General features: G+C 45.4%; 15 protein-coding genes. 2 read left to right on the top strand and 13 right to left on the bottom strand.

Annotated elements, in window-relative coordinates:
* Positions 1-8: 8 nt before the first annotated feature.
* The 10 genes from htpG to L976_RS11300 form a co-directional block, all read right to left on the bottom strand.
* Positions 9-1,922 carry a molecular chaperone HtpG gene (htpG, locus tag L976_RS11340; protein WP_047536788.1) on the bottom strand — a complete coding sequence of 638 codons (1,914 nt, stop codon included), beginning with the start codon at positions 1,920-1,922 and terminating at the stop codon, positions 9-11.
* Positions 1,923-2,201: 279 nt separating this feature from the next.
* On the bottom strand, positions 2,202-2,801 hold the full coding sequence (gene recR / locus L976_RS11335; protein WP_047536785.1) for a recombination mediator RecR: 600 nt from the start codon (positions 2,799-2,801) through the stop codon (positions 2,202-2,204).
* 12 nt (positions 2,802-2,813) lie between these two features.
* A complete protein-coding gene (locus tag L976_RS11330; protein ID WP_047540411.1) occupies positions 2,814-3,143 on the bottom strand; it encodes a YbaB/EbfC family nucleoid-associated protein in 330 nt (109 codons plus the stop codon).
* 169 nt (positions 3,144-3,312) lie between these two features.
* The gene (gene dnaX, locus L976_RS11325; protein WP_047536782.1) at positions 3,313-6,387 is read right to left on the bottom strand and encodes a DNA polymerase III subunit gamma/tau; all 3,075 of its coding nucleotides are present in this window, start codon (positions 6,385-6,387) and stop codon (positions 3,313-3,315) included.
* 129 nt (positions 6,388-6,516) lie between these two features.
* Positions 6,517-7,068, bottom strand: coding sequence for an adenine phosphoribosyltransferase (gene apt / locus L976_RS11320; protein WP_023265726.1), 552 nt, complete (start codon positions 7,066-7,068; stop codon positions 6,517-6,519).
* 180 nt (positions 7,069-7,248) lie between these two features.
* Complete coding sequence (locus tag L976_RS11315; RefSeq protein WP_037417764.1) at positions 7,249-7,617, bottom strand: YbaN family protein; 369 nt, start codon at positions 7,615-7,617, stop codon at positions 7,249-7,251.
* Between the two features lie 100 nt (positions 7,618-7,717).
* The gene (locus tag L976_RS23765; protein WP_011072094.1) at positions 7,718-7,840 is read right to left on the bottom strand and encodes a hypothetical protein; all 123 of its coding nucleotides are present in this window, start codon (positions 7,838-7,840) and stop codon (positions 7,718-7,720) included.
* A 157-nt stretch (positions 7,841-7,997) separates the two neighbouring features.
* Complete coding sequence (locus L976_RS11310) at positions 7,998-8,738, bottom strand: HvfC family RiPP maturation protein (protein ID WP_037417766.1); 741 nt, start codon at positions 8,736-8,738, stop codon at positions 7,998-8,000.
* Entirely contained in the window at positions 8,738-9,577 is an 840-nt protein-coding gene (locus L976_RS11305; RefSeq protein ID WP_047540409.1) for an HvfB family MNIO-type RiPP peptide maturase, read from the bottom strand. The genes L976_RS11310 and L976_RS11305 overlap by 1 nt, the downstream gene beginning before the upstream one ends.
* A 93-nt stretch (positions 9,578-9,670) precedes the next feature.
* A complete protein-coding gene (locus L976_RS11300) occupies positions 9,671-10,099 on the bottom strand; it encodes an HvfA family oxazolone/thioamide-modified RiPP metallophore (RefSeq protein WP_037417772.1) in 429 nt (142 codons plus the stop codon).
* 266 nt (positions 10,100-10,365) lie between these two features.
* Here L976_RS11300 and L976_RS11295 point away from each other — a divergent pair, with 266 nt between their 5' ends.
* Both L976_RS11295 and L976_RS11290 read left to right on the top strand, forming a co-directional pair.
* Positions 10,366-11,313 carry a tRNA-dihydrouridine synthase gene (locus L976_RS11295; RefSeq protein WP_037425279.1) on the top strand — a complete coding sequence of 316 codons (948 nt, stop codon included), beginning with the start codon at positions 10,366-10,368 and terminating at the stop codon, positions 11,311-11,313.
* 141 nt (positions 11,314-11,454) lie between these two features.
* Positions 11,455-11,814: a TraR/DksA C4-type zinc finger protein gene (locus L976_RS11290; protein ID WP_037417804.1), complete on the top strand. Its 360-nt coding sequence runs from the start codon at positions 11,455-11,457 to the stop codon at positions 11,812-11,814.
* Positions 11,815-11,888: 74 nt separating this feature from the next.
* Here the strand turns inward: L976_RS11290 and L976_RS11285 are convergent, their stop codons facing one another.
* From L976_RS11285 to L976_RS11275, 3 genes are all read right to left on the bottom strand, one after another.
* A complete protein-coding gene (locus L976_RS11285; RefSeq protein ID WP_047536779.1) occupies positions 11,889-14,546 on the bottom strand; it encodes a TonB-dependent receptor in 2,658 nt (885 codons plus the stop codon).
* A 426-nt stretch (positions 14,547-14,972) separates the two neighbouring features.
* The gene (gene ushA / locus L976_RS11280) at positions 14,973-16,682 is read right to left on the bottom strand and encodes a bifunctional UDP-sugar hydrolase/5'-nucleotidase UshA (protein ID WP_047536778.1); all 1,710 of its coding nucleotides are present in this window, start codon (positions 16,680-16,682) and stop codon (positions 14,973-14,975) included.
* Between the two features lie 363 nt (positions 16,683-17,045).
* Positions 17,046-17,711, bottom strand: coding sequence for an alpha/beta hydrolase (locus L976_RS11275; protein WP_156143183.1), 666 nt, complete (start codon positions 17,709-17,711; stop codon positions 17,046-17,048).
* Between the last annotated feature and the right edge of the window lie 35 nt (positions 17,712-17,746).

The following is a 17,746-nucleotide window of genomic DNA, read 5'->3' as shown; positions in this document are numbered from 1 at the left end:
CGAATGTGTTACTTCAGACTGGCCAATAACATTTGGTTCATCAGCTTAATAAAGGCCGATGGATCCGCTAGGCTGCCCTTCTCCGACAATTGCGCCTGTTGCAATAACAGATTCGACCAATCGGCAAAGGCGGCTTCATCTTGAAGATCGTTTAAGCGCGACACTAATGGATGCGCAGGGTTTACTTCAAACGTCGGCTTGACCTCTGGCACTGGCTGACCAGCAGCCTGCATCAGTTTGATCATTTGCGTTGACATTTCACCTTCACCCGTCACCACACAGGCTGGGGTATCGGTTAAGCGCGAGGTGACTTTCACATCGGCCACGCTTGCACCTAATGCCGCTTTGATGCGCTCAATCAGTGGTGCAGACTCTTCGGCGAGTTTCTCCTGCGCTTCCTTCTCAGCCGCATCTTCCAGCTCACCTAATTCCAGCTCGCCACGGGTGACTGAGTGCAATTGTTTTTCTTTGTACTCAGTTAAGTGGTTGATTAACCACTCATCGATACGTTCTGACATCAGCAACACTTCGATGCCTTTCTTACGCAGCAGTTCTAAGTGTGGGCTGTTGGCGGCCGCTTCGTGGCTGTCGGCAACGATATAGTAAATCTTGGTTTGGCCTTCCTTCATGCGGCTAATGTAATCATCGAGTGACACAGTCGGTGCCGCGCTGCCCGTATGGGTAGACGCAAAACGCAGTAAGCCAGCAATACGCTCACGGTTTGCAAAGTCTTCCGCTGGACCTTCCTTCAACACTTGACCAAATTCGGCCCAGAATTTTTGGTATTTTTCCGCATCGTCTTTTGCCAGTTTTTCCAACATACCCAGCACACGCTTAGTGATACCGGTGCGCATTGCTTTGGTGATGTGGTTGTCCTGTAAAATCTCGCGAGACACGTTCAGCGGCAGATCGTTTGAATCAATCAAACCCTGCACAAAGCGCAGGTAAGATGGCATAAACTGCTCAGCGTCATCCATGATAAACACGCGCTGAACAAAGAGTTTCAGGCCATGCTTACGGTCGCGGTTCCACAGATCCCACGGCGCTTTTGAAGGGATATACAACAGGTTAGTGTATTCCTGTTTACCTTCAACGCGGTTATGACTCCACAGCAGAGCGTCTGTGTAGTCGTGGGAAATATGCTTATAAAATTCTTGGTATTCTTCGTCAGTGATCTCAGACTTATTACGCATCCACAGCGCGGTCGCCTTGTTCATGACCTTCCAATAGCCTTCGGTTGCAGGAATTTTTTCACCGTCTGGGCCATCGCGCTCAGGGGTGCCTTCCTGCCACATTTCTACTGGGATTGAAATATGGTCTGAGTATTTAGTGATGATGGAGCGTAGGCGCCACTCATCGGCAAACTCTTTCTCTTCATCACGCAGGTGCAGGGTAATTTCAGTACCACGGCTCGCCTTGGTGATAGTTTCAACGGTGAAGCTACCCTCACCTTCCGATTCCCACAATACGGCTTCATCGGCCTTATGGCCGGCAGCACGGGTACGAACGGTGACTTTTTTCGCTACGATAAAGGCGGAATAGAAGCCCACACCGAATTGACCGATTAGCTGCGAATCCTTTGAGGCTTCACCAGAGAGGTTTTTAAAGAATTCAGCGGTGCCCGATTTGGCGATCGTACCTAAATGCTCAATCACGCCATCGCGGGTCATACCCACGCCGTTGTCTTCGATGGTCACAGTGCCTTTTTCTTTGTCTGCGCTGATACGCACACGTAGCTCACCGTCACCTTCGTATAACGCGTCGTTGGTTAACGCAAGGTAACGCAGCTTATCGGCCGCATCCGCAGCGTTAGAGACCAGTTCACGCAAGAAAATTTCTTTGTTGGAATACAAAGAATGGATCATCAAATGCAACAGCTGTTTGACTTCAGTTTGAAAACCATGAGTTTCTTGTTGTGACATGAAATTTTCCTTATTTGTTACGCAATTTGGTTAAAGCAAACGCTCAGTGCTTTATAAAATGGGGCTGCAAATCCACTTTTCAAGGGGGGAGATAAAATCACAGATCAAATGGCGAAAAATAAGGCAGTATCAAACCGAAATTACGCTATCCCTATGTCAGAATTAAGAAAGGAATATTAGACCTAGACACGCTAGGGCGTGTTCGCTAAACAAATACAGCCATAAAATAAAAACCCGCGAGCACTGGGCCAGCGGGTTTACTCTTTAGGCCATCACAGGCTACAGCGGGATACGCCCATTGAAGGACAGCGCTAAGGTGGTGCTGTCGACATATTCCAGTTCGCCACCCACGGGCACGCCGTGGGCAATGCGGCTGATCAGCACCTTGTGGCGCCTTGCCATATCGGCGATAAAGTGGGCTGTGGCCTCACCTTCAACCGTAGGATTAGTCGCTAAAATCAGCTCAGCAACATCGCCAGAGGCTAAGTGACGCTCTAATAGCGCCAAGCCTAACTCTTCAGGCCCCACGCCATCGAGGGGAGATAAATGGCCCAGCAAAACAAAATAGCGACCCGTAAAATGTCCACCTGCTTCAATGGCTAACACATCGGCTGGCGTTTCGACCACACAAATTGTCGAAGACGAGCCGCGTTTATGGCTAGCACAAATCGGACAGAGGCTTTCTTCAGTGTAGGTTCGGCAAGACTGACAATGACCGATATCGCTCATGGCACTCGACAGCGCCGAGGCTAATTTAAGCCCAGCTTTTCTATCGCGCTCAAGCAATTGAAACGCCATACGTTGAGCCGATTTCGGCCCAACCCCTGGCAAACAACGCAGGGACTGAATTAACTCGTCAAGCAGGGGACTAAATTTCATTGTCTATCTCAATTAAAATGGCATTTTCATGCCTGGTGGTAATTGCATACCGCCAGTCACTTCGGCCATTTTGGCTTTTTGGTTTTCTTCGATACGACGCGCGGCATCGTTACAGGCTGCCGCGATCAAATCTTCTAACATCTCTTTATCGTCTTCCATCAAGCTTGGATCGATTTCGACTTTACGTACTGTGTGTGAGCCAGTCATGGTGACTTTAACCAGACCCGCACCTGATTCACCGACCATTTCCATGCGGGCAATTTCTTCCTGCATTTTTGCCATTCTTTCTTGCATCATCTGGGCTTGTTTCATCAGATTGCCCATACCGCCTTTTCCAAACATAGTCATTTCTCTTCTATTAGGGTTAGTCGCAAGCTTTTAAGCTGGCTAATCTTACTGAAATAAATGGGATTGGCAATCAATGCCGATATCCCATCGCTAAACTTATGATCTTGATAGCGAGTTTTTAACAAACTCTGCCACTCCACGCAGCATATGCACAGAGGAAATATTACTCGGGCTCAGGTAACGCAGGAATAAGCCCGCTGCGCTGATTTAACAGTTCAGGCGGATAGAGCAAGCTATCCTTCTCAAGCTCAGCCCCAAAGCGGTTAATCAGCCATTGCACATTGTCATCCATTATTAGCGACTGCTGCGCCTGTTGCAGTAACTCTTGGTGAAAACGTTTACGCATCTCTAAGGGCGTCTCCCGTGAAGGATCGGTTCCTATGACCACCTCAACCTGCCTTGGGTTCCCAAGGGCTGCGGTTAAGGCTTGCTCGAGTTGCTCAATGGCCACCTGCGCCGCCAAGTGTTTCTGATCGGGTTTTAACAGTAATGGCAAAGGGTTAGCCTGCACCTGACAAACCGAGTTTACCGCCAACTGACGCACACGGCCGCCAATCTCTAGGCTCGCCATGAGCTTATACCAATGCAAATCGAGCGGATGACCGGTAATCGATTGTGCCTGCGCTAATGCGGTGAATGACGCAGGTGAAACCGTCTCGCTTGGCGGTGACTGTTGGGTCCGTTGCTGCGTCTGTGATAATTCCTGTGTCTGAGACGGTTGCAGCACGGTATTTGCTTCAGTGCGTTGCAGATCAGTCTTAATCTCTTCCACTTCGGTATCGATTGTCGAGGTTTGAGCCGAAGCATGCCCAGATACTGCCGCACCAACTGATTTTTGCGGCGCGCTCACGCCACTTTGTAGGTGTGAGCTAGCTGCCAATGGGCCCGCCTCATCCATTGCAACGACGGGTGCATCTTCCCATGGCGGACGATCGTTTGGATCAAACTGCGGAGTCGGCGTGACATTGGATAGTGACTCAAGATGGATCTCGGCCTCGAAATCGTCGTCAAAGGGCAGCTCAAAGTCGTTATCGGACTCGTTACTGACAACTTGCGGCTCGATAGAAGCATCAACTGAAGGCGTTTTATGTGTAGGCGCGTGAGAGACTGGCGCAGTATGGCCATTCTGACTCGGGGTTTTAAGCTTAACTTCCGCTGCCGACTTTTTTCCATCACCATCCTTGGTGCTGAGCGCATCGAGATCGGATAGTAAGGAGTCGCGCGCCGCTAATACCGCCGATAAAATATCGTCATCATCGAGGGACACTGTAGTTGAAGCCGGAGGAGTTGTTGAAGCCAGAGGGCTTGTTGAAGCAGAGCTTTCGGCAAAAGACTGCGACTTTTGCGTTGGTGTAGCAGACGTTTGAGCGGTATGTCCATGAACAGCGGACTCATGCATAACATGGCTATGATCAATAGACTGAGCACTGTCGCGATTAAACGAATTATCTTCTATATCAGAAAATGCGCCCTGCTCCTCAGATATAAATTGCGCATAATCATCTTGATATGCATCCAGCGGCGCGGCGGCATAATCGTATTGCCCGTAAGACTCAGCTGAATAAGCATCAGGCGTTAACTTATCTACACTTTCGTTAACACTCGTTTGAGTCTCTTCCTCGACATCATTTTCATTAGATAATGCCACTGTAGGTTCTGTTAACTGGTTGGCGTAAGGCTTAAGGTTAACACTAGCAGTATCAACAACCGCGGCTTGATTATGCTCTGCATCAGTATTTGATGCAGGCATAGAAACAGCACTTACTTCTGTCTCAGTATTCGATACAACATCCACATTTGCGCCAAAGCCCTGACTTTGGGCTTGACTTAAAATCACTTGCTGCTCGGCAATCAATGCGGCATTGAGTGCTAACGCTTCATCAACCTCATCCTCATCGACAGCTAAAACATCCTCATCGGATAAAGTTTGTTGCGATGCTTCGACGAGTGAAGTCGTAGCAAGCGCAGACGTTGCTGCAACTTGTGGCAAAGCTAGGGAATCAACGCTGGAAGTTAGCGAAGTTTTTTTTTCAGCCACTGCCTGATTAACTGTCTGTTCTACCGCGGGCATATTTGATGCGGGCGAAGCAGACATTGGCTGCTTAGAAGGCAAACTTACCTTAGCTGGGTCTTCGACTTGCCAACGTTTCACGGGCTTTTCGGGAACAAATGCCACCGCTCGCAGCAGCGCCATTTCGAGGCCTGATTTAGGATCCGGCGCATGGGGTAAGTCTTTACGGCCAGTCAGTAAAATTTGGTAATACAGCTGCACTTGTTCAGGCGCTAACTGCTCGGCAAAGGCCTGAATTTGAGCACTATAAAGGGATTGCTGTGCGGCGGCAGGGGCAAATTGAGTCAGGGTAATTTGATGCAATAATTCCAGTAAACTGCGCAGCACTTCTTGGGCGTCCGCGCCATAGGCGAGCACCTGTGCGCAGCTTTGCATCAAGACGCCAATATCGGCATCGGTTAAGGCTTTGAGTAAGCCCAGCACATGCTGCTCATCGATGCTGCCCAGCATAGATTGCACTTGATTAAGCATTACCGTGCCGCCACCGAAGGCGATGGCCTGATCGGTCAAGCTTAAAGCATCACGCATGCTGCCATTGGCCGCTTTGGCGAGCAGAGTTAGGGCTTCGTGCTCAAAGGGCAATTGCTCTTGGGTTAAAATATGCTGTAGCTGAGTGCCAATTTCCTGCTGGGTTAAACTCTTTAAATTAAATTGCAAACAGCGGGATAACACAGTCACCGGCAGCTTTTGCGGATCGGTGGTCGCCAGCAAAAACTTCACATGCTCTGGCGGTTCTTCGAGGGTTTTTAGCAGCGCATTAAAACTGCTGCGGGAAAGCATGTGTACTTCGTCGATCAGATAAACCTTAAAACGGCCTCGGGTCGGACGATATTGCACATTATCTAAGAGTTCACGAGTGTCATCGACTTTGGTACGCGAGGCGGCATCGACTTCAATTAAGTCAACAAAACGGCCTTGGGCAATTTCGACACAGCTGCCACACACACCACAGGGGGAAGCCGTTACGCCCTTCTCACAGTTAAGACCTTTGGCAAAGAGACGCGCCAAACTGGTCTTGCCCACGCCGCGCGTGCCAGTAAAAAGATACGCATGGTGTAAACGTTGCTGGGTTAACGCATTGGTTAATGCGTGCAACACATGACTTTGGCCGACCATCTGTTCGAATGTGGCAGGGCGCCATTTTCTGGCTAACACCTGATATGACATGGAACTCCCCAATGTGCATGACAAGAATGTTGGTACAAAAAAGGGGATCGCGCCCCGAGATAGTTGCAAGATAACATGTCAATTAACGACATGCCATTAAACTATCCCTAGGCGCCTTTGGCTGAAGAATTATTCGCCTTCAAACTCACAAAGTTTAACCAACTCAAGACCTAAGGCAGTTAAACGAGCCTCACCACCTAAATCAGGTAACGAAATCACAAAGGCGGCATCTTGCACTTCACCACCGAGTTGGCGGATAAGTTTTACCGTGGCTTCGATAGTACCGCCCGTGGCCAGCAAGTCGTCAACCACTAGCACTTTGTCGTTAGCGGTAATCGCATCGGTATGGATTTCAAGGCTATCGTGGCCATATTCCAGCTCATAGCTTTGGCTAATCGTCGCGCGTGGCAGTTTACCTGGCTTACGAACTGGCACAAAACCAATACCTAATTCCAACGCCAAAGGTGCACCAAATAAGAAACCACGGGCTTCGGTACCCACAATCTTGGTAAAGCCTTTGTTGCGGTAATGCTCAACTAATAAATCAATAGTCGCTTTATAGGCTGCAGCATTTTCCAGCAGACTGGTCACATCGCGAAATAGAATCCCTTCCTTAGGATAATTAGGAATGGTTTTAATGCTTTGCTTTATCAAGGATAAGGTTTCTGTATTCATAGCCATTTAATTTAACTTAATCGTTTCGCCACGCTTATTGCTGGCAGTAAAAACAAAACGTCCACAGCGAGTGTGGACGAGCTTTAATAATTCGCACAAAGCTTATGCCGCTTTGGTTTGAGTTGCAACTAGCAGCGTATTCAAGTGACGAATTGGTTATCAATTTGTGCCTTAGATCAAATGTACTTAGGATTCGATTTCAGGAATCGTTTTCAGATACCAGAGAAGCCCGATTGCCATGGTTAACAGCAACAATTTTACCCATACGATTGGCACAACAAGAATACTGACACTAAAACTGAGACCAGAGAGTAGCATAGCTCTGCGTTTAAGGCCTGGGCGCATGGCTCGGTGCTCTTGCCACTGGGTGAGCGCATCGGCAAACCAAGGATGTGTCATTAACCACTGATGTAAGCGAGTGCTTGAACGGGCGAAGCAAAAAGCGGCGAGTAAAATAAACGGCACCGTCGGTAACAGTGGCACGATAATACCTAGCAGTCCAAGGCCCAGCGCAAGGCAGCCTATCAATAAAAACAAACCACGTTTCAATATCATAGCGTGTAAATAATCATAGTGTGTAAATGCCTCGAACCTCAAAAACAAAAGCCACTCTCAGAGTGGCCAGTAGTATACTCAATTTGAGATTAAAACCTGCTTAAATTAAGCCTAATTGCTTTAACCAAGTCAGGCTTGCTGGTAGTGTCGGCAACAGTAAGACTAAAATAAAACCAATAAAATACATAACGTTAAATGGGTCTTTAAATGGCTGACTGCTCATTACAGCTCCTCAAATGTGTGCGTAGATAAGTGCGCGGGAATCATACAGTGATTAAGATCACAAAACGGGCGTCATTGTAGCGGTTTGCCACACCAACAAAAACCCTTTTTCTGTATGGTTATTGCAATTATTTTGCGTACTTAAGCACCATATCTTTCTATGTTCCGCGAACGATACCTTTAGCGGTTAGTTGTTCGAGTAACTGTAAACAACCTTGAGTTAAGGTCTCTGTTAGCATTTGCGGATAAGTCGACACCAACCATTGAATCAATTCATTAAAGGTGCTCTGCCCCTTTTCGGTTAAATAACCCAGTACTTGCGCGCTTAAAGGCGTTAATTGCAAAAAGCCTACCTCACCTGCCTCATCCTGATACAGGCAAAAAAACACTGGCTGCGGCAGAGGAGCTTCTGGGCGATAATCTTGCCGTATTTGCTGCACTGGGTACTGGTATTGCGCCACGGTTGCCGTTGCGGCTAAACATAGATTTTGATGCGTAATTCCCTCTTTACCAATCAGGACTTGGCGGCTATCTTGCTGCGCAGTTGCCACCCGTAGTTCAAGCCATTCATAGTGCGCAAGTTCCAGCATAAAGGGCGGATCAATGTTTATTGGAGAATATTGAAACTGCAGGAACTGTAAAAACTCCCCAGCAATATCGATAAAAATCGGTGATTTACAATCATGTCGACTAAAAAAAGCCTGCACTAAGGTTTGCCACTGCGCATCAGTGTATAAGCTTTTGAGTACGGGGAAGGCATTAGAAACAAAACCCATCACATTATTAAAAAATAGCTCTCGGTAAACCTGCATCCGCTCAATAGGTACACCGATCGGCACGGAATTGTTAGGATCACGAATATAATCGATAAAGGATTGCTGTACTTGCTTAAAATCCATTAGGCAATCCTCTTCGCTAGATTTTTTTTGGCCTGGGCTTGGTAAGTATGAATTTGATTAATTTCATCCAATAAATGCGCTGTTGCCGGCAGATTAAAGTCACGCTCGAGCAAGGTGGGTAATACGCCATGCATGGCATAGCAACTATCTAGGAGCGCCCATACAGGGGCGTTGATATCGCTGCCGTGGGTATCAATCAATAATTCTTCTGATTCTTTAAAATGTCCTGCGATATGCAAGTAGGCAATCCGCTCAGTTGGCATCGCCTTTAAAAATGCCGCCGCATCATATTGATGATTTATCGAGTTAACATAAATATTATTCACATCTAACAGGAGTTTGCAGTCGGCTTCTTCCAGCACTGCCGTCAAAAACGCCAGCTCAGTCATCTGCGCACTGGGCGCCGCATAAAAGGAGACATTTTCCAAAATAAGCGGTCGTTCTAAAATATCTTCGACTTGCTTAACTCGCCGAGCGACATGCTTAACGGCGGCCTCGGTAAAAGGAATTGGCATCAGATCGTATAAATGACCAGCTCCTGAGCAGTAACTTAAATGCTCTGAATAGACATCAATTTGATGTAAGTCCATAAAAGCTTTGATACGACGAACAAACTCAAGATCCAACGGCTCAGGGCTACCGATTGAGAGCGACAGACCATGGCAAAAAAAGGTATGTTGTTCAGTTAATTGTCTAAATTGTTTACCGTATTTTCCACCTAGCGTCATCCAGTTTTCAGGGGCAACCTCTAAAAAATCGATAGCACTCGGCAGCGATTGGCAAAACTCGCTGAGCATTTCACGCCGTAACCCTAATCCAACTAATCCACGATCTTGCATTGCTTTAACCCCTTTAATTTGGATGCTGCTAAACAAAGGCCAGCATAGGCTGGCCATGTGCTAGGGCAGTACCTCCACTAAGTACAACTGAACTTATTTGACTTCCTTTTTTACGGCTTCAGTTTTAGCGTCAACTTTTTCAGCGGCTTTCTTCATATCAGCACCGCATTTGCCTTCACCACATTTGCCTTCATGAGCTTTGTCTGCTGCTTTTTTCATATCAGCGCCACATTTTGCTTCACCACACTTACCTTCGTGAGCTTTGTCTGCCGCCGCTTTTTTCATATCTGCGCCACATTTTGCTTCACCGCATTTACCTTCTTTAGCTTTTTCTGCAGCCGCTTTTTTCATATCTGCACCGCATTTACCCTCGCCACACTTACCTTCAGAACCAACGAGTTGATATCCTGATTCCATGGTTTCAAAACCAAATAAATTTGTTTGCGCGTTAACAGTAAACGCTGAACCAACCACCACTGTACCTAATGCCACTGCAACCGCGGTTTGCTTAACTGATTTCATATTCTTGCTTCCTTTTATTGATTAATGGTGACCAACAATAGGGTTATCGTTGGCTTACTGCAAAAGACCTGCACCGCTTTCATTTCATTTCAAAAAATATCACCAAATCACAGAAATTATCAAAATATGCTGATAGAAAGCTGAATTTGGCCAATTAAATAGCTATAAATAGTTGTCATTGTTGCCAAGTCTCTCTGCGCACTTTGTAACAGCAAGCCAATAGGATAGAATGCACGCCCTTTGTTTCTCTATATGGGTTTGTAGCAGTGCGGGTAATCTTGGCTCCGATGGAAGGCGTGGTTGATGACTTAATGCGAGATATTTTGTCGTCGATTAACCCTTACGATTTGCTTGTCACCGAATTTGTGCGCGTCGTTGACCAACTCTTACCTGAAAAGGTCTTTCTTAAACTCTGTCCAGAGCTACTGAGCGGTGGCTATACGCCATCGGGTACCCCAGTCCGCGTACAACTTTTAGGCCAAGAACCTCATTGCATGGCCGAAAACGCCATGCGCGCAATTGAGCTTGGCTCCCACGGCGTAGATGCAAACTTTGGCTGTCCTGCCAAGATGGTCAATCGCAGTAATGGCGGCGCGGTGTTGCTGCAATACCCAAATACGATTCACGATATTGTGCGCGCCATGCGCCAAGCAGTGCCCGCTGAGCATCCGGTGACAGCCAAAATCCGTTTAGGCTACGAAGACAAATCCCTGTTTATGGAAAATGCGCTGGCCGTTTATGAAGCGGGCGCAACTGAGCTTGCTATCCATGCCCGCAGTAAGGTTGATGGTTACAAACCACCCGCTTATTGGGAATACATCACCGAAGTGCGCAAACGTTTGCCAATACCGGTAATTGCCAACGGTGAGATTTGGAATAGTGACGACGCTAAACGTTGTATGGAAGTGACGGGGTGCGACAGTATCATGATTGGCCGCGGCGCGATCTCGCTCCCCAATCTTGCAGACACCATAAAAACCGGTGCTACGCCCTACAGTTGGGCTGACACGTTACAATTAATGCTCAGTTATACCCAAAGGGAGCTTAGTGGCCGTAAGAGTGATTATTATCCAGCGCGCATTAAGCAGTGGTTTAGTTATCTCAATCGCCAATATCCCGAGGCAGATACCCTATTTCGGGAACTTAGGATCTATAAAACTACTGAAGACATTGTGCGTGTGCTAGAACAAGCGCAACAACATCTTAGCCAGTAACCCCATACAAAAGTGGTGGTTTTTTATGTTAACCACCACGTTACCCCTAAAAATCGTACAGATACTTGATCTTTATCATAGTCGTTGGTAGTGGAACTATTAGACTGAATGCCCAGAGTCAGATAAAACAGGCGATTTTACGTGAGCACCACCCATATCAGACAAGAATTGTCAGAGCTTGAAGCTAATCTAAGGAAGGAAATCGGCGCGCTCCCTCAGTTTATTGAAATACTTGGGACGCATTGTGCCAACCTCAGCCTAGGGGAACTCATCGACCGACTGGCACAGAGCCACCTTGCCGATCACCCGCTATTTTGTCGTTTAAACCGCCTCGATGCCGCATTCTGCCAACTTGACTTAGGTCTTTATGGCCTTTGTTCCGATTGCGAAACTGAAATCGAAGCTGAACGTTTAATGCAAGATCCTACCGAACAACGTTGCAGTTGCTGCGCTGAGCATTACCAGCATGAGCATCGTCATGAACTGCGCCTGAGTCATTAAGCAGCGTCTCTATATTCCACAAGCAAAAAAACCTCCGCAAGCGGAGGTTTGAGTTATCCAGGGAGAAGGATAACTTAAAACTTCTGGTTAATTCTCAAATAGTAAGTACGGCCCAACACATCATACAGTCCAACGTTTACATCACGGTAATCAGCATAGGTATAAAAGTTTGGTGCATCGGCATCAAACACATTATTCACCCCAACCGTGATTGAACCATTGTAAGCATGGTTATAGGCAAACTGGATGTTGTGTTTAAAGTAGTTTGAATAATCGACGTAAACATCGGTTTCTTCTAACTGATTGTAGTAATCAGCCGATTGACGACCAATATACACTACGGTCCAGGCCGCAGAAAAATCGTCATATTTCCAGCTGGTTGCAAAATTACCACGCCAATCAGGCGAATCGGTTAGCCCGGCATAATCAATCATTTCTGATTCGGCATTATCTTGCTTTTTAAAATCCAAAACATGGGTTAAATCGAGTCTGAAGTTGAAATCACCGATCCCCGTTTCTAGGTTATAAGCTGTGACAAAATCAATACCTGACGTTTCAACCGTCGCTAAGTTGCGCACACCCGCTTCAATATATTCAATCTTGCCATCGGCACCACGGTGAACATAGGGTGATGAACCATTTTTAATTTCATCACGCAGTATGTCGTTCACACTTATCGACTCAATTTTATTCTCGTAGGCAATCGAAAAGTAGGATAATTCGATATTCCAATTATCAGTAGCATTCCACACGCCACCTAACGTCAAGGAGTTACCCTCCTCGGCCTCAAGGTCGGGATTACCACCATACCAAGTTTTGTGTTGATTACTGGTCGCACAATAAACCGCATCCACATTACCTGGCTCATTACACCAAAGCGAATCGACGGCTTTTTCAAAACTTAAAGATTGTGAAGAGAACATTTCACCCATATTGGGTGCTCGGAAGGAGTCACCGTAACTGGCACGCAGTAACAAGCTATCCACGGGGCGCCAACTAATACCAAATTTAGGCACTACGGCATCAAAAGTTGATGAATTAACCACCTGCCCTTGTGGACCCGTTAACGAGCCTTCCTGTTCATAACGCTCGTATCGAACGGCGGCCGATAACTCAACATTCGCGGGTAAGCCAACTTGGAATTCTAAATAAGCTGCACTTCGATCACGGGTTGCATCCACATCATCGCCACCCGAGCCACCTGAGATAATGCCCGAAGCAGACTCTGGATCACTGGTCTGCTTAAACTTAATCATTTCATATTCAAGCCCACCGACCATAGCAACAGAGACATCGCCATTATCAACAAGCAGCGTTGAAGCCAGTCCATCAATTTGAGTGCTTTCAAACTTACCTTGATACACGCCTGTATGAGCCGCCTTACGATACAGCTCAGTCATCTGCTGGTTCCACTGCTCATAACTCATGCCCGTGGTATTAAAAATATCGTACTGTTCAGAATCTATTCCTTGCTGAACTATCTCATCATTAATTAAATTGTAATTAAATGAATTCGTGGTTGAGCGGGAATGTTGGGCATTTAATTCCCAATCAATGCCATTGCCTAAATCCAGCGTACCAATAAAACCACCGAGAATATCGACATTATTGGTCTCAGTTAAGGTATCACGCTCGCCAATTTGGGCAGAGCGCATATAAAGTGTCATATCTTCCCCAACGGGGTTGAATTTATTATCAGCACTCATTACTGGATAATTTGTTGACACAGGTGTCCCTGCGTAACGCGTTTCAGTTTCAGCTAACGAGGCAGATGCACGACCGCGAAATTGAATACCGTCGGTAATTTCATAGGTAAAATTGGATAAAAAGGAATTACGGGTCTGATCACCAAATAATTTAGTCACTCTACCTGAATCATATAAACAGCGGCCCTTATTATTTCCATCGGTTGTATCGACGGTATTTTCAGTTTGATCACAAATATCTGAATTGCTATACCAACTGCCATTACCTGTGCCATATTTACCATTTGGCACAGAACTAAAACCACTGTAGGTTGCGTAACTCGGATCGTCCATATTCCAAATATCACGATCCATGACGGCTTTGGTATCATAATATTCATAGGTTAAGGTAATATTGCCTTTATCCGTATTATAACCAGTTGCAATGGATAAACGATTAGCATCACCGCCTTCAACACTAGGCTGCTCTGTACTGTAATCTAATTGCAAGCCATCAAATTCTTTTTTGGTAATAATGTTGATCACACCCGCAACAGCATCTGAACCATAAACAGCAGAGGCGCCATCACGTAGGATTTCAATGCGCTCGACTATCGCCATTGGAATTGAGGATGTGTCTGCAACAGAGCCAGAGCTTGAGCTCGTACCAGGCATACGGCGGCCATCGAGCAACACCAGCGTAGCAGACGAGCCTAGTCCGCGAAGATTAACATTACTTGTTGAGCTAGCACCTGAACCATATCCAGAAATCCCTCGCCATGAACCAAAGCTATTGATTGCCGAGTTATTCAAAACATCAGCAACGGTTTTTTCACCCGTCATCGCAATATCAGCTGCATTAATCACAGTGACAGGAGAAACGGTTTCCATATCCACCTGTTTAATACGTGATCCAGTGACTTCAATACGTTCAACTTTGGTATTTTCTTCTGCCGCAATCGTTATTCCAGATAATAAAACACTAGCAGAACCCATAGTGATTAGACTAGCGCGAACAGCTCTAGCTGCTAACGTTAGATGATGCATATATCTCTCCTTGAGGCTTAAATGAATAAACCCGTCTTGTTGTTATTTTAGTTAATTTTCAAGTTCCCTTGACGTATCAATACTGTTAAGCAAAACGAATATCGACAACAACAAATAACAACAAAAAAACAAATTGATACATACACAGCAAATAAATTTTGAGTTTAAAACGTACAAAATTCAACCCAAACATAGCGTTAAAGGTCTTTAAGCAAATTTAAGCGATTATTGATAAACTGATACAAATAGAATCAATTGAACACCTCGCGTTACGAAATATCAATCTACTCAATTTAATATACATAGTTAGCAAAATGTATCGCTTTATTTTATTGTGATTTTAGGCTGTATCTAACGGATGGAAAAATAAACGAGCAAAATAAAAATGCCACTCAAATTGAGTGGCATTTTATTAACCGCTGTAGATTACTTAGCAGTAATCTTACAACCTTCTACACTTTCAGAGTTTTCATACACAATGTCACCTACTGGATTATAATCAGCTGCAACAATGGATTGTTTCTCTTTCAGGAAGGAATAGAGTAAATCGGCGTCTACATAACCTGTTTGGATTGGGCTCGCCAGTTTTGGATAACCGTCACCACCTGCAGCGTTAAAGCTAGGTACAGTGAATTTGTAGTTTGCTGTAGCGCTGAACTCTTTACCATTGATTTCATGAACTGTCGCTTTTTTAGCCACGCAGTCAATGGTCATCTTCACGCCGGTAATTTGCGCATAACCACCAGAACCAATTTGTAAACTACCCACAGCCCCTAAATAATCAGCAGCCGCCGCACCAGTCATTTCGTTTAAGGTTACCATGTTGCCGAAAGGTTGAACGGTGAGAACATCACGGTAAGTAATGTTACCCGCTTTAATAGAAGCGCGCACACCACCAGAGTTCATCACGCCAAAATCAGCAGACACTTTAGCACTTTGTGCCATGGCTAACATACGGCCTAAGTTGGTTTGTTTGTTACGTACGTTTGCACGTTCACCATCAAGCAGCGCATCGGTAGTCGCAATCACTTCGTCTAACTTAGCTTGACCTTTCTCTTGATAGTAAGAAAGCAGCTCTTTTAACTCTGTATCAGGCTCAATCTTTTCACCAATGAGTACTTTTTTCTTATTACCCGCTTCATCAGTGACTTCTTTAACTAAGTTCACTGGCACTAATTTATAGCTGGCTAAGTGAAGTTCACCATTAAAGTATTCAAAGTCAGCACGACCGACATACTTACCCCATTCGTGGGCTTGCATGATCCAAGTGCCATTTTGTTGATCTGGTGCGCAGGCATCGCCCGGTTTGAATGCTGCATAGGCCTTATTACCTGGCTCCATACAGACGGGATTTTGTGAATGACCACCAATCACCACTTGAAGTTCGCCTTCCTTAAGTGAACGGGCTAACGCCACATCACCAGGGGCATTGCTACCATTTTGGCCATCTGCGTAGTGACCCATATGCGTCACAGCAAAAATGATGTCTGCCGACTTAGCATCTTTGATTTCTTTGATGACTTTGGCAACTTCAGTCTTTGGATCTCTGAACTCTAATTCACTAATATATTCAGGGTTACCGATCTTAGCAGTATCTTCAGTGGTTAGACCGATAACAGCTATTTTGACACCATTAACATCAAATATTTTATAGGCATCGAAATAGCGAGTACCATCAGTCTTATAAATGTTAGCCGCTAACATAGGGAATTCAGCAAGACTACGTTGCATGTCCACAATGGATAATGGATTATCAAACTCATGGTTACCGACCGCCATTGCGTCGTAACCAATTTTGTTCATACCAGTAAAGTCAGGAATCGCATCTTGTAAATCGGATTCAGGCACACCAGTGTTAATATCACCACCAGAAAGCAACAATGTTTGACCACCTTTCTTGCTGACTTCAGCACGAATTTGATCAACCAAAGTTTTCTGAGCAGCTAAACCATATTCACCATCTTTGTTTTCCCAAAAACGGCCATGGTTATCGTTTGTATGTAATACCGTAAATGTTTTACAGGCAGCACCCGCTTCGGCGCAAGTTGTTGGAACTTTGTCATCATCACTATTACAACCTGCTAACGCAGCAAGCACAGCAGTGGCAATTAATCCTTTAATAAGCTTATTTGTCATTACATCAACCCCTTGATTTTAATTATTTTATCATAGATAGATTGTGCGAGTACCATCAACTCTCGCGTCACGCATAATATCAAAGAATAAAGATGAATTGTGTCATTTTTATTAATAAACGTGACTTTAATGTGGGATTTTTGGCGAGTTTTAATACAGTTTTGTTTCAAATAAAAAATAAGCTAATCGACTTATTTTCACTTTTCGAATTTAATGACAATTAAAAATATAATTGTAAATTTTAATGCTTTAATTTAAATAGCTTACAGAAGTTTCGCAGACAGCCGCATTGTTCTTTATATAAAACATCAAGCGGCAAAAAATTGTTTACCGCATGATGATTTTATAAGCATTTAGATTTAACTACATTTCAAAACGCTGTTGTAACCAAGCACTAATCGCTTTTAATTGCACAGGAATAACTGAATGTGGCATCGGATAGGTTTGCCATTGCACCGGATATCCACCGGCAATTAATGCCTCTTTTGCCAACAATCCAGCCGATAACGGAACGACATCATCCTGCTCGCCATGCTGCTGCAAAATCGGCGTGTCAGCATTGGCTACACTTAGCTGGCTTGGCAATACATCACCCGTTGGCAAATAGCAGGATAACGCCATAATACCGGCAAGTTTTTGAGGATAGCGTAATCCGGTAAACAGACTCATCACCCCGCCTTGGCTAAATCCCGCCAGCACAATGCGCTCACTTGGAATACCTGCGGCGATCTGCTCATCAATCAGCGCCTGAACGCTTAATTCTGATGCCATCACGCCCTGCATATCCGCTCTATCATGCAAGTCCATACTTTTAATGTCATACCAAGCACGCATAATATAACCACCATTGATGGTGACCGCCTGCTCAGGTGCATGGGGAAAAATAAAGCGAATACTGTGATCCGCTGGCAACCCTAGCGCAGGTACAACGGGGGCAAAACCAGCACCAGAATCGCCTAACCCATGAAGCCAGACCACAACTGCGGTCGCCTCAACTTGGGGTTCAATCACAATACGTTCGAGCGTCATACTGATAAATCCTTTCTAAATCAAATTGAAAACTA

The organism is Shewanella sp. ZOR0012 (assembly GCF_000798835.1).
Taxonomy (GTDB): Bacteria; Pseudomonadota; Gammaproteobacteria; order Enterobacterales; family Shewanellaceae; genus Shewanella; species Shewanella xiamenensis.
This window is presented reverse-complemented; position numbering and strand designations above follow the sequence as displayed.